Source organism: Methylobacterium mesophilicum, assembly GCF_022179445.1.
GTDB classification, from domain to species: Bacteria; Pseudomonadota; Alphaproteobacteria; order Rhizobiales; family Beijerinckiaceae; genus Methylobacterium; species Methylobacterium mesophilicum.
The window spans coordinates 192240-204592 of the sequence record NZ_BPQU01000002.1 but is presented as its reverse complement, the minus strand read 5'-3'; the positions used below and the strand labels follow the sequence as shown (position 1 = coordinate 204592).

The 12353-nt window shown below is 68.2% G+C and carries 13 protein-coding genes; 5 read left to right on the top strand and 8 right to left on the bottom strand.

The annotated features are described in order from the left end of the window. The first annotated feature begins 9 nt into the window (after positions 1-9). Together MFF40_RS03550 and scpA are read left to right on the top strand one after the other, a co-directional pair. The gene (locus MFF40_RS03550; protein WP_238259689.1) at positions 10-726 is read left to right on the top strand and encodes an SURF1 family protein; all 717 of its coding nucleotides are present in this window, start codon (positions 10-12) and stop codon (positions 724-726) included. Between the two features lie 57 nt (positions 727-783). Beyond that, a complete protein-coding gene (gene scpA, locus MFF40_RS03545; protein WP_147855622.1) occupies positions 784-2949 on the top strand; it encodes a methylmalonyl-CoA mutase in 2166 nt (721 codons plus the stop codon). 42 nt (positions 2950-2991) lie between these two features. Here scpA and MFF40_RS03540 read toward each other — a convergent pair whose 3' ends face one another. After that, the gene (locus MFF40_RS03540) at positions 2992-4104 is read right to left on the bottom strand and encodes an alpha/beta hydrolase (protein WP_147897632.1); all 1113 of its coding nucleotides are present in this window, start codon (positions 4102-4104) and stop codon (positions 2992-2994) included. A gap of 241 nt (positions 4105-4345) precedes the next feature. Here MFF40_RS03540 and MFF40_RS03535 point away from each other — a divergent pair, with 241 nt between their 5' ends. Further along, entirely contained in the window at positions 4346-5980 is a 1635-nt protein-coding gene (locus tag MFF40_RS03535; RefSeq protein WP_147897647.1) for an alpha-D-glucose phosphate-specific phosphoglucomutase, read from the top strand. Between the two features lie 94 nt (positions 5981-6074). On the opposite strand, the gene MFF40_RS03530 is transcribed toward MFF40_RS03535, so the two are convergent. From MFF40_RS03530 to MFF40_RS03520, 3 genes are all read right to left on the bottom strand, one after another. Next, complete coding sequence (locus MFF40_RS03530) at positions 6075-6449, bottom strand: VOC family protein (protein ID WP_147855618.1); 375 nt, start codon at positions 6447-6449, stop codon at positions 6075-6077. A gap of 64 nt (positions 6450-6513) precedes the next feature. Further along, complete coding sequence (locus tag MFF40_RS03525) at positions 6514-7209, bottom strand: helix-turn-helix transcriptional regulator (RefSeq protein WP_147897633.1); 696 nt, start codon at positions 7207-7209, stop codon at positions 6514-6516. A gap of 60 nt (positions 7210-7269) precedes the next feature. Beyond that, positions 7270-7752 (bottom strand): GNAT family N-acetyltransferase, encoded by a 483-nt coding sequence (locus tag MFF40_RS03520; protein WP_378996995.1) that lies wholly within the window; start codon positions 7750-7752, stop codon positions 7270-7272. 209 nt (positions 7753-7961) lie between these two features. Here MFF40_RS03520 and rpsD point away from each other — a divergent pair, with 209 nt between their 5' ends. Continuing rightward, positions 7962-8579 (top strand): 30S ribosomal protein S4, encoded by a 618-nt coding sequence (gene rpsD, locus MFF40_RS03515; RefSeq protein ID WP_058190956.1) that lies wholly within the window; start codon positions 7962-7964, stop codon positions 8577-8579. Between the two features lie 109 nt (positions 8580-8688). On the opposite strand, the gene MFF40_RS03510 is transcribed toward rpsD, so the two are convergent. Then, a complete protein-coding gene (locus tag MFF40_RS03510) occupies positions 8689-8961 on the bottom strand; it encodes a hypothetical protein (protein ID WP_147857290.1) in 273 nt (90 codons plus the stop codon). Positions 8962-9207: 246 nt separating this feature from the next. On the opposite strand from MFF40_RS03510, the gene MFF40_RS03505 reads away from it, so the two are divergent. Next, positions 9208-9555 (top strand): DUF2293 domain-containing protein, encoded by a 348-nt coding sequence (locus MFF40_RS03505; protein ID WP_238259687.1) that lies wholly within the window; start codon positions 9208-9210, stop codon positions 9553-9555. 358 nt (positions 9556-9913) lie between these two features. Here MFF40_RS03505 and MFF40_RS03500 read toward each other — a convergent pair whose 3' ends face one another. The 3 genes from MFF40_RS03500 to MFF40_RS03490 form a co-directional block, all read right to left on the bottom strand. Then, on the bottom strand, positions 9914-10399 hold the full coding sequence (locus tag MFF40_RS03500; RefSeq protein WP_238259685.1) for a response regulator: 486 nt from the start codon (positions 10397-10399) through the stop codon (positions 9914-9916). Between the two features lie 195 nt (positions 10400-10594). Then, positions 10595-10858 carry a hypothetical protein gene (locus MFF40_RS03495; protein ID WP_238259683.1) on the bottom strand — a complete coding sequence of 88 codons (264 nt, stop codon included), beginning with the start codon at positions 10856-10858 and terminating at the stop codon, positions 10595-10597. Positions 10859-11259: 401 nt separating this feature from the next. After that, positions 11260-11991 carry a Crp/Fnr family transcriptional regulator gene (locus MFF40_RS03490; RefSeq protein ID WP_238259682.1) on the bottom strand — a complete coding sequence of 244 codons (732 nt, stop codon included), beginning with the start codon at positions 11989-11991 and terminating at the stop codon, positions 11260-11262. Between the last annotated feature and the right edge of the window lie 362 nt (positions 11992-12353).

Sequence of the window (12353 nt, the reverse complement as noted above, 5' to 3'; positions counted from 1 at the left end):
CCGCTCTCGTTGGCGCGGCGCTTCCTGTTCGCCGCCGCGGCCGCCTTCGTGTTCGTCGTCCTGGTCGGGCTCGGGACGTGGCAGGTCCAGCGCCGGGCCTGGAAGCTCGACCTGATCGCCCGGGTCGATGCCCGGGTCCACGCCCCGGCGGTGCCGGCTCCCGGCCCGGCCGAATGGCCGCGGGTCGGCCCCGACGACGCCTACCGGCATGTCTGGCTGTCGGGTACCTTCCTCCACGACCGCGAGACGCTGGTCCAGGCCGTCACAGAGCGCGGCGGCGGGTTCTGGGTGCTGACGCCTCTGCGCCGGCAAGACGGCACCGTCGTGCTGGTCAACCGCGGCTTCGTGCCGGGGGCGAACCGCGATCCTGCGACCCGGCTGGCCGGTCAGGTGGCGGGGGAGGTGCGGGTGACCGGCCTCCTGCGGCTGACCGAGCCCGGCGGCGCGTTCCTGCGGTCGAACGATCCGAAGGATGGGCGCTGGTACTCGCGCGACGTGGCCGCCATCGCGGCGGCAAAAGGCCTGACCGGCATCGCCCCCTACTTCGTCGATGCCGACGCGACGCCCAATCCCGGCGGCCTGCCGGTGGGCGGGCTTACGGTGATCGCGTTCCCGAACAGCCATCTGGTCTACGCGCTGACCTGGTACGGCATGGCGCTGATGCTGGCCGGCGCGGCGATCTACATCCTGCGCGGCCGGCGGACGTCTAGACCTGGAGGGGAGTAGCCCGGTTTCCGGGGGCGTCTATAATGGGGTGACAAACGCCACAACGAGTCACCCCCAATGACCACCCGCATTCCGAACTTCGCCGAGATGTCTTGGGCCGGCGAGCCGCTTGCGGTGGCGTCGCCGGCTCTGCCCGAGCCGTGGATGACCCCGGAGGGCATTCCGGTGAAGGGCCGGTACGGGCCGGAGGACCGGGAGGGCCTGGAGTTCCTCGACACCTATCCCGGCATCGCGCCGTTCCTGCGCGGCCCCTACCCAACCATGTACGTCACCCAGCCCTGGACGATCCGGCAATATGCCGGCTTCTCCACGGCCGAGGATTCGAACGCCTTCTACCGGCGCAACCTGGCGGCCGGGCAGAAGGGCCTGTCGGTGGCCTTCGATCTCGCCACCCACCGCGGGTACGATTCCGACCACCCCCGGGTCTCGGGCGATGTCGGCATGGCCGGGGTGGCGATCGACTCGATCTACGACATGCGGACGCTGTTCTCCGGCATCCCGCTCGACGAGATGACCGTGTCGATGACGATGAACGGTGCGGTGCTGCCGATCCTCGCCCTCTACATCGTCGCCGCGGAAGAACAGGGCGTGCCGCCGCAAAAGCTCGCGGGCACCATCCAGAACGACATCCTAAAAGAATTCATGGTCCGCAACACTTACATTTATCCCCCCAAGGGATCGATGCGGATCATCTCCGATATCTTTGCCTATACCTCCAAAAACATGCCGAAGTTCAACTCGATCTCGATCTCCGGCTACCACATGCAGGAGGCCGGGGCGACGAACGACCTGGAACTCGCCTACACGCTGGCCGACGGCGTCGAGTACATCAAGGCCGGGCTGGCCGCCGGGCTGACCATCGACCAGTTCGCCCCGCGCCTGTCGTTCTTCTGGGCGATCTCGACCAACTTTTTCATGGAGATCGCCAAGATGCGGGCCGCGCGCCTGATCTGGGCGAAGCTGGTCAAGGGGTTCGATCCGAAGTCCGAGAAGTCGCTGGCGCTGCGCACGCACTCGCAGACCTCCGGGTGGTCGCTCACCGCCCAGGACGTGTTCAACAACGTCACCCGCACCAACATCGAGGCGATGGCGGCGACGCAGGGCGGCACGCAGTCGCTGCACACCAACGCGCTGGACGAGGCGCTGGCGCTTCCCACCGACTTCTCCGCCCGGATCGCCCGCAACACCCAGCTGTTCCTGCAGCAGGAGAGCGGCACCACCCGGATCGCCGATCCGTGGGGCGGCTCCTACTACGTGGAGAAGCTGACCGCCGACATCGTGGCCCGGGCCTGGGAGCATATCCGCGAGGTCGACCAGCTCGGCGGCATGGCCAAGGCGATCGAGGCCGGCATCCCCAAGCTGCGGATCGAGGAGGCCGCCGCGCGCGCCCAGGCCCGGATCGATTCCGGCCGCCAGACCATCGTGGGCATCAACAAGTTCAAGTCCGACGACGACATGGCCATCGACCTCCTGCGGGTCGACAACGGCAATGTCCGCCGCCTCCAGATCGACAAGCTCAAGCGGCTGCGCTCCGAGCGCGACGAGGCGGCGGTCACGGCCCGGCTCGAGGCGCTGACCAACGCCGCCGACACGAACGAGAACCTGCTGGCCCTGGCCGTGGACGCGGCCCGCGCCAAGGCCACCGTGGGTGAGATTTCCGAGGCCCTGGAGAAGGCCTGGGGCCGGCACCGCGCCGAGATCCGCTCGATCTCCGGCGTCTACAAGCGCGAGGTGGGGGGCATGTCGCCAGTGGTCGAGGAAGTCCGGGCGCTGGTCGAGGCGTTCGAGGAGAATGACGGCCGCCGGCCGCGCATCCTGGTCGCCAAGATGGGCCAGGACGGGCACGACCGTGGCCAGAAGGTCATCGCCTCGGCGTTCGCCGATCTCGGCTTCGACGTGGATATCGGACCGCTCTTCGCCACCCCGGACGAGGCCGCCCGGCAGGCGGTGGAGAACGACGTGCACATCGTCGGCGTCTCCTCCCTGGCGGCCGGGCACCTCACCCTGGTGCCGGAGCTGAAGGCGGCGCTCACCGAGCAGGGCCGCGACGACGTGATGATCGCCATCGGCGGCGTGATCCCGCCGGGCGACTACGACGCCCTGGTGGCGGCCGGCGCCTCGGCGATCTTCCCGCCCGGTACGGTGATCGCCGAGGCCGCGGTCAAGCTGATCCGCGCGCTGAACGAGCGGCTGGGCTACGCGGCGCGTCAGGCCGCGGAGTAGATCAGGGCCCGTCTCCCCGGCCGCGGGGAGACGGGCTGCCGCTCAGTTCAACGCCTGCGGGTCCGCCTCCGTTAGGAAGGCCCCGACCGCATGGAGGAACTGCATGCGGTTCTTCTCCATCATCACCGTATGGGTGCCCTCCCCCAGCTCGACGAAGCGCTTGTAGGGGGCGTGGGTGAGCTTGGCGAAATATTCCTGTGCCTGATAGCTCGGCAGGTCCGCGTCCCATTCGGCGTGGATGATCAGCACCGGCACGCGGATCTCCCCCGGATCATAGAGCGGCTTGCTCGCCGCCCAGTAGGCGTCCTTGTCGGCGACCGTGCCGTTCGGGGCGCGCAGGACCGGCGGCGCTTGCTTCGCGCCGACCGGATCGGTGGCGAAGGTCGCGTCGGCCCATTGGTCGAACCAGCCCGCCGGGATCAGGTCGGCCTTCTTGTCCTCGGGGACGCCGGTCAGCCAGCGCGTCCGGGCGCTGTCCCGGCTCACGCTGCGATAGGCCCCTACAGGGCCGCCGCCGCCGATCAGGCCCGGCGTGCGCGCCAGCCATTGCGGTGCGTACAGGACGAGCCGGTTGACCCTGTCATTGTGGGTGCTGGTGTAGAGGCCCATCGTGGAGGTCCCCCAGGACCAGCCCATCAGGTCGATCTTCTCGACCCCACGCCTCTTGGCGATGAAGTCCACGACCTGCCCCACCACCGTCGCGGCGTCCTGCGTGCGCATGAGCGGCGGGTTGTCGGCCGGCGGCGCGTCCATCGCGGCCGGGCGTCCGGACAGGCCGTAGCCCGGCAGGTCCACGAGGTAGACGTCGAAGCCGAGCCCCGCGAGGTAGTCCATGGCCGACATGCCGCCCAGCGGCAGGTCGAAGGCCGTGGAGGACGGGTAGGTGGAGCCGTGCACGTAGAGCAGGATCCGGTCGCCCGGGAACCGGTCGATCCCGGCAGGGCGCTTGTTGCGGACGTAGATCTCGACGCCCGGCTCGCTCCACGGCAGCCGGAATTCCTCCGTCTGCAGCCGGCTCGCGGGCGCGGCCGCCGACGGGGCCGCTGAGCCAGCGACCGCCACCCCGGCGGCGAGCGCCCCGACCAGCTGGCGCCGGGCCAGGCCCCTGCCCGGCCGCGCCCCGTTCGGATCCTTCTGCACCACTCTGTCCGCCATGGTTTCCTCCGGCCCGCCTTGTTCTGCGGCTCCGATGACTCAACCGATGGGTGTCGATCTGCGCAACGGTCCGGAGCGGCCGCTGGCGGACAGGAGGCGGGTTCCGTTGCCCGATTCGGCGAAAGCGCGTGAAAAACCTCCGCCCCTGTCGCCGGGGCTGGTGACGCCGCGCCTCCGCGCGGGCATTGAGGCGGTAGAACCCGGGAGACGCCCGCTCATGACGACCCCGACGACGACTGCGATGCAGGGCCCGACGACCGTCGCGACCACGCCCTTCCCCGATCAGAAGCCGGGCACCTCCGGCCTGCGCAAGAAGGTGCCGGTGTTCCGGCAGCCGAACTACGTCGAGAACTTCGTCCAGGCGATCTTCGACACCCTGCCGGACAAAGCGGGCGCGACCCTGGTGCTCGGCGGTGACGGGCGGTTCCTCAACCGAGAGGTGGTCCAGAAGACGCTGCGGCTCGCCGCCGGCAACGGGTTCGGCCGGGTGCTGGTCGGGCGCGGCGGCCTGCTCTCGACCCCGGCCGCCTCCTGCGTGATCCGCAAGGCCCAGGCGATCGGCGGCATCATCCTGTCGGCGAGCCACAACCCGGGCGGGCCGGACGGCGATTTCGGCATCAAGTTCAACGCCGCCAACGGTGGTCCTGCGCCCGAGACCGTCACCAACGCAATCTTCGAGCGGGCCAAGGCGCTCACCCGCTACAGCCTGGTCGAGGCGCCGGATCTCGACCTCGACACCCTGGGCGAGACCCGGCTCGGCGCCATGACGGTCGCGGTCATCGACCCGGTGGCCGACTACGCCGAACTGATGCGCACGCTGATCGACTTCGACGCCGTGTCGCGCCTGTTCGCCTCGGGCTTCCGCATGCGCTTCGACGCGATGAGCGCGGTGACCGGACCCTACGCGGTCGCCATCCTCGAAGGCATGCTCGGCGCGCCTCAGGGGACGGTCGTCAACGCCATTCCAAAAGAAGATTTCGGCGGCCACCACCCGGATCCGAACCCGGTCCATTGTCACGACCTGTACGACCTGATGCTGGGGCCGGACGCCCCCGATTTCGGCGCGGCGTCCGACGGCGACGGCGACCGCAACATGATCGTGGCCCCGGGCCTGTTCGTGACGCCGAGCGACAGCCTCGCGCTGCTTGCCGCCCACGCCCACCGGGCGCCGGGCTACGCGGGTGGGCTGGCCGGCATCGCCCGCTCGATGCCCACGAGCCGCGCCGCCGACCGGGTCGCGGCGGCTCTGGGCATCCAGGCCTACGAGACGCCCACCGGCTGGAAGTTCTTTGGGAATCTTCTCGATGCCGGCCTGATCACCCTGTGCGGCGAGGAGAGCGCCGGCACCGGCTCGAACCACGTGCGCGAGAAGGACGGACTTTGGGCGGTGCTGCTCTGGCTCAACATCCTGGCCGCCACCGGCGAGCGCGCCGACGCGCTCGTGCGGGCGCATTGGCGCACCCACGGCCGCGACTACTACGCCCGCCACGACTACGAGGAGGTGGATTCCGACGCCGCCAACGGCCTGATGGATGCGCTCCGGGAAAAGCTCGCCGGGCTGCCGGGCACGCGGCTCGGCGACCTCACGGTCTCGACGGCCGACGAGTTCGCCTACCGCGATCCCGTCGATGGCTCGCTCACCGAGCACCAGGGTATCCGCATCGGCTTCGCCGAGGATGCCCGCGTGGTCTTCCGCCTCTCGGGCACCGGCACCGCCGGGGCGACGCTCCGGGTCTATCTGGAGCGCTACGAGGCCGATCCGACCCGGCTCGATCTGCCCGTCTCGGAGGTACTGGCCCCGGTCGTGGCGGCGGCCCGCGCCGTCGCGGAGATCGAGCCCCGCACTGGCCGGGCCGAGCCGAGCGTGGTGACCTGAAAATCCCGGGTTTCCAAAGGGCTCAGCCCTTCGGCGAGGTATCGGGGCTGAGCCCGATAGCAGGGCTCAGCCCGGCACCCCCGGCGAAGGTCGCTCATTGATCCTCGGTTCGCGCATAGACCCGCAGGCGATGCCCGTCCGGATCGACGGCGACGAAGCTGCGGCCGAAATCGAGATCCGTCGGTGCCAGGACGATCTCGGCGCCCTTCGCCCGCCAGGCGTCGTGGAGCGCGTCCACGCGCGCGGCTCCGTGCACTCGGAAGCCGATCTCGCCTCCGCCGCCCGCTTGCGTGGGGGCCGGCACCACTCCACTTCGCGCCCACAGGCTCAGCGCCAGGCCCGAGGGCAGGGCGAACAGCACGAAGGTCGGGCTCGCCTCGACCGGTTCTCGGTCCAGGAGGGTCGCATAGAGGCGTGCGCTGGCCTTCGGGTCGGTGACGTAGAGAAGGATGTTGCTGGGTTCGGCCATCGGTCGCTCCTGTCCGTGGATGCGCGACCTCGATATCCGGCGCCCCTGCCAGTTTCCGGCAGCATCAATCGGCGGAAGCGGTGATCCCCTCGTTGCGTCGCCAGTCCTTGAGCAGGGCCTGCCGGCGGCGCGGATAGCGCGCGTCGCTCAGTTCGGCTTCGGCGATCCGGTCGGTGCGGAAGTGCCGGAAGCCCTGGCGCAGCTCGCACCAGCCCACCAGGATGCGGGCGGTGTCGAAGAACGCCAGCGCGAACGGCCACACCACCCGCTCCGAGGCTGCGCCCGTCCCGTCGCGATAGCGCAGTGTCAGCTTGCGCTCGGTCCGGATCGCCCTGCGCAGCAGGGCGGGGTCGACCGCGTCGGCTGGGGCCGCGGTGCCGGGGCCGACCAGCAGCGCCGAACCCGCGAAGGTCTCGCGCAGGTCGTCGGGCAGGACCGCGCCGATCCGGGCGAGCGCGCTCCGGGCCGCGCCGCTCAGCCGGTCGTCGGCGCGGTCGGCCACCCAGCGCGACCCCAGGACCAGCGCCTCGATCTCCTCCGGGCTGAACATCAGCGGCGGCAGCAGGAAGCCCGGCCTCAGGACGTATCCGACCCCGGGCTCCCCCTCGATGGCGGCCCCCATCGCCTGAAGGCTCGCGATATCCCGGTACAGGGTGCGCAGGCTGACGCCGGTCTCCCCGGCCAGCACCCGCCCGCTGACGGGCCGCCGGTGGCGGCGCAGGACGTGGAGCAGGTCGAACAGGCGTTCCGAGCGGGACATGCGGCCCTTCTAACGCCCGCGACGCTGCCGTCGGATGACGGCATCGCGGGTTCCGGCCCGTTACGGAGCGAGCGCCTTGACCATGTGCACCGTGATGTCGTCGTCCAGGGTCCGGCCCGGGCCGTCATACGGCTCCTCGCGCTCCACCCGGTAGCCGAGGGATCCGTAGAGGCGCAGGTTCGCCGTGTATTTCTTGTTGGTGTAGAGCCGCAGCCGCGTCAGGCCCGCCCCGGCGGCGATGGTGTCCGCGCGTTTGAGCAGCGTCGTCCCGAAGCCCCGGCCCTGGAAGGCCGGGTGGACCGCGACGTTGACGACCAGCAGGTGGCCGTTCCCTTCGTCGTCCCTTCGCGTGGTCTCGATCAGGGCGGCCAGTTCTTCGTCGATCTGCAGCAGGTCGAAGCGGTGATCCTGCACAGACTTCGCGTAATCGGCACGCATCGGCGTCGGCAGGCGGCCGATCAGCGGGATCCATGCGGCGTAGGCCGCGTCCACCAGAGCCCGGATCGCCGCCGCGTCCGCCGCCTCCGCCTGCCTGATCCGCATCGTCTCCGCCATTCCGAAAGACCGCCTGTGGTTGACCGGGGCCGGCCCATCCCCTAAAGACCCTGCCGTCGATGGGGCTCCGCACGGGGCCCCGTCGCGTTTTCACGCGCACCCGTGGGGGGGATCATCCCGCCCTGTCGTCCCGGCCTTGAGGGTCCGGGAAAAGGAGGGCGCGTTCCTCAATCTCGGTCTCGAGAGGACGCGAAACAATGTCGAAGCGGATTCAGGCGAAGCACAAGCTCGACCGCCGCATGGGCCAGAACATCTGGGGCCGCCCGAAGAGCCCCGTCAACCGCCGCGAGTACGGCCCGGGCCAGCACGGCCAGCGCCGCAAGGGCAAGATGAGCGACTTCGGCACGCAGCTGCGCGCCAAGCAGAAGCTCAAGGGCTATTACGGCAACATCACCGAGAAGCAGTTCCGCCGCTACTACGCCGAGGCGATCCGCCTGCGCGGCGATTCCGGCGAGAACCTGGTCGGCCTGCTCGAGCGGCGCCTCGACGCCGTGGTGTACCGCGCGAAGTTCGTGGCGACCCCGTTCGCGGCCCGCCAGTTCGTCAACCACGGCCACGTCAAGGTCAACGGGATCCGGGTGAACATCCCGAGCTACCAGGTGAAGGCCGGCGACCTCATCGAGGTCAAGGAATCCTCCCGCCAGCTCGAGATCGTCATCGTGGCGACCCAGCTCCCCGAGCGCGACGTGCCGGACTACATCGAGGCCGATCACGCCAAGATGACCGCCCGCGTCACCCGCATCCCCAGCCTATCCGAGGTGCCCTACCCGGTGCAGATGGAGCCGAACCTCGTCATCGAGTTCTACTCCCGCTGAGTCTCCCGGGATCGCACCCCGTGGCCGAGCCGGCGGCGGGGTGTGGTTCGGGAGCCGGACTTGCGCAAGAAGGGGCTGCCCGCAGGGGCGGCCCCTTTTCGTATCCGGCTCAGCAGCCGTTGCAGATCGTGCCCATCGTGTGGCGCATCTTGCTGTCCCACGCCTTCGAGCGGGCTTCCGCGGCCTTCTGCGCCTTGACCATGGCGACCTCGTTCACCGGCCGGGCCGTACCCGTGGCGGCGGGGCTCGGCGGCTTGGTCTGCCCGGTGGCGGTGATCCTGCGGCCGACCCGGGACCCGTCCGGGGCCGGCGGGCTCTGGGCCAGGGCCGGCGCCGCCCCGAGCAGCACGCCCAGGATCACCGCGTGACGGATCGTTGGCATGGACCTGATCTCCCCGACGGCGGGTTGTCTGCGTGCCCCGCCTCAACTGCCGATGACATTAGGGCCGCACCGGAGCACGTTGCAATTGGATGCGGCGCTAAGCCTTTGTCGTGATGCGCGTGCGCACCCCGAGCCGGTATCCGCACCGGCGGGCAGCCCTCTAGCCGGCCGCGGCGGCGAAATCATGGTGCCCGGGCCGGAGGCGGCCCGGCGAGCCGCCCTGCGCGCATTCTGGAGAAGATCCCCTTGTCCTCGCCCTTGCCCCCGCCCCTGAACCGCCGCGAGGCCGTGGCCGAGGCGCTGGCCCACATCGCCCCGCGCCTGCCCGCCTTCGAGTCCGACGCCGTGCTGGACCGGGCGCTGGCGAGCGCCGGCCTGCGCGGAGCCGCCCCCGGGACCGCCGCGCGCCTCGCCCTTGTGGCCTATGCCCGCCACGTCTTCACCGATTACGACGACCTGCTGGGCGAGGGCTACGACCGCGACAGCGCCCGGCACTTCGTCCTCGACGACCTCAACGCGGCGCTCACCGCGTGGGGCGCCGCGCCGATCCCGGAGGAGGAGGCGGAGGCCGATCCGGAGGGCGAGCCGGACTAGCGCTTTGTCCCGGTGGCGGGACGAGGGACTGGGAAAGCCGGGTCCGGGCTCACGCGCGACGATGCCGCCCGATGGCGGGGCACCCGTCGCCGGCACGGGGGCGCGGATCACGAGAGCGGTGCCATTTGGAGGGGCTGCTTTCGAGCCAATCCAGCCGCCCGGACCGCCGCCGGCGCTCCTCCAAAGCGGCCGTTCGTCAGCCGTGCGGCAAATACGGTTCGGGGTGGACGCGGAGTTCCGCGCTGCAGCAAGAACCAGACGTTCAAGCAGTTCATGCCTGGCTTCGTTTGAGTGCGTCCTTTTCAGACCCTCGTAACCGGCCGCTTTCGACCTGTAATAGCCGTTAATGGTGATGCGGTTACGTCTTGTCCGGCTCGGTCGAGGGACCGGCAACGGCGCCAACGCCGTTGCCTAGATTAACTCCTCTGTGGGGCGGCACGCCACACGGCAATACGGGCGCGATCGAGGTCTCCTCTCGCACCTGTGCGAGGCCGGCTTTCACCTGTTGGATGAGGTCCGCAAAGACGTACGGCTTACTGAGCAGGCGTATGCCCGGCGGCAACGCGCGCTGAAGATCGCCTCCGGCTCCCGAGGTGACGATGATGCCGACACCGGGCCAGCGGTGGTGAACCAGGTGGGCGAGGGCAACACCATCGCCTACGATGTTCCGTCCCGTGATCAGCATGCGCACGCTGGCTGGCCCTTGGAGCACCGCCAGTGCTTCAGCGGCCGTGCAGGCCTCTATGGGCTGAAAGCCGACATCCGCCAGCATGTCGGCCGTGACCATACGAACGAGTTCGTCGGCCTCCGCGATGAGGACGGCTAAAGGCCTGCTGTCAGACACAGACGTACTCCGCTCGATCAGGGCGGGAGCGCTCGCTGCTCTCAGGCACTGGCGGCCGGGACCGAAGCCTGTGATGGTCCGTTATGCGCCACCTGGTCGTCGAGCGCGATAACCCTGACTTGCGGCGGTTCGCCATCGGCAGCGTGTGCTCGATCCCTTGCCTGGAATGATCGCAAGGGGCGCGATCATCGGTCATCACACGCCGATATCGCCATGATCGTCACGCGTTTCCGAACGCAGAACTTCGCTGACGAAGGCGAACACCGCCTCTCGACCCTCAGCGCTTCGGATCGCGAGCCACATCTGGATCAGTTGTGCGCTGTCATTCCCTGTGCCTGCACAAGCCACGTCGAAGAAGCGGTCCGGCGGGCGGCCAAGCGCTTGAGCTAACCGAGCCAGCCTCGCGACATGAGATGTATCTCGTTGCGTGTCGAGACGAATGGGCGTTGGCATGTCCATTGGAAGACCGACGTTACGAAATTTGATCTCTGCCGATTATCGCACTTTAGCGTCGTGTTTCAATATTCGGAACAGTAAAGAATTTACGGAAACTGCGACAGATGTTCACACTGTAAACTAATTACATTTTGCGCGCTCTATTATCGATACGAACGCCGTGAATGATGTTTACGATCCGATTTCAGTTTCCGATGTAGTTATCGTCATGCTCGCCGCATCGATAAAAATGACACAAAGTCGATGACGTTATTAAGTCGAAGGCTTCTACTTAGCGTGGGAAGTGAGATGGCACGCCGTAGCGTCCTTGTTGGGGAGCAGCGAGGACATCAGGAAGAGGCAATGCATCTCTTATGGAAACTACCAGAGGACGAGCGTCACTCATGACGCGGTGATAGCTTGGATTACCGCGCTTCTGCGTCGTCACTCCCCTCGATCAGCCGAGCATACTCGGTCTCGGCCAAGCCGTAGCCGTCCCCCGCCAAGTCGAGCAGGCGTTCGCGGTCGATGACCTGAACGCGGCCCCGGCGCTTGGCGACGAGGCCGTCCTTCTCAAGCGCCTTTATCGCCATCGTCACGCCGGGCCGTTCTACGCCCAACATCAGCGACATAAACTCCTGCGTGACCATGATCTCGTCACCGTCACCCCGATCGTGGCACATCAGCAGCCAGCGAGCGAGGCGGGTTTGCGTGCCGCCCCGGGCGTTCGAGAACGCCGTCTGCGCGGTCTGGATGATTTGGGCCCGGATGTATCGGTGCAGGAGACTGCGTAGGGCCGGGCGTCGCTCCACTTCAGTGCGCAGATCGGACACATCAACCGTCAATGTGTGCCCGGCCGCCTGCACGAAGTGAGTGTAAGGGCTGCGATCGTCGTCGAGCAGGATTGGGGCGGCACCAACCAGGGCCTCGCGGCCGAGCAACCCGATCTCGACGCGGCCGCTGGGCGCATCGGAGGTGACGGAGACAATGCCCGCCTCCACGAAATGGACGGTCGCGATCTGCGTGTTGGCTGCAATGAGCACCCGCCGGAGAGGTATCGCCTCGGGGCGCAGCGCAGGCACCAGGGCAGCGAAGTCCTCCGGCGGCAGCACGCGCAAGAGGCGATTGCGTAGGTCGGCCTGCCGGAGATTTGCCATCGGTGCTCTCGCGCTGGGGGCAAGAGCACACGCTGTCCCTCAATCGTCAGCGCCCTGAAACGAGCCGACCACGATGAATATATGGTGAGCGATGGAAAGAATAACAATCATCTGAACTCGCACATCATAAATCATTTAATTGACATTTTTGAATATTTGTAAATTTTCTACTTATTGACCGTCCTTTGGCTCTCTATCCGGGGGAGGAACGCCAAATAATCGGCGTCATCTCGCAGCTTGCCCGTCCGCAGTATGTCGCGGGTGAACGCGAGCACAGCCTCTCGCGTCTTAGGCAATCTGATCGCCAGCCAAGCCTGGATTGGCAGCGAGGTGTCCGTCGCATAGCCTGCGGTGGACTGCGC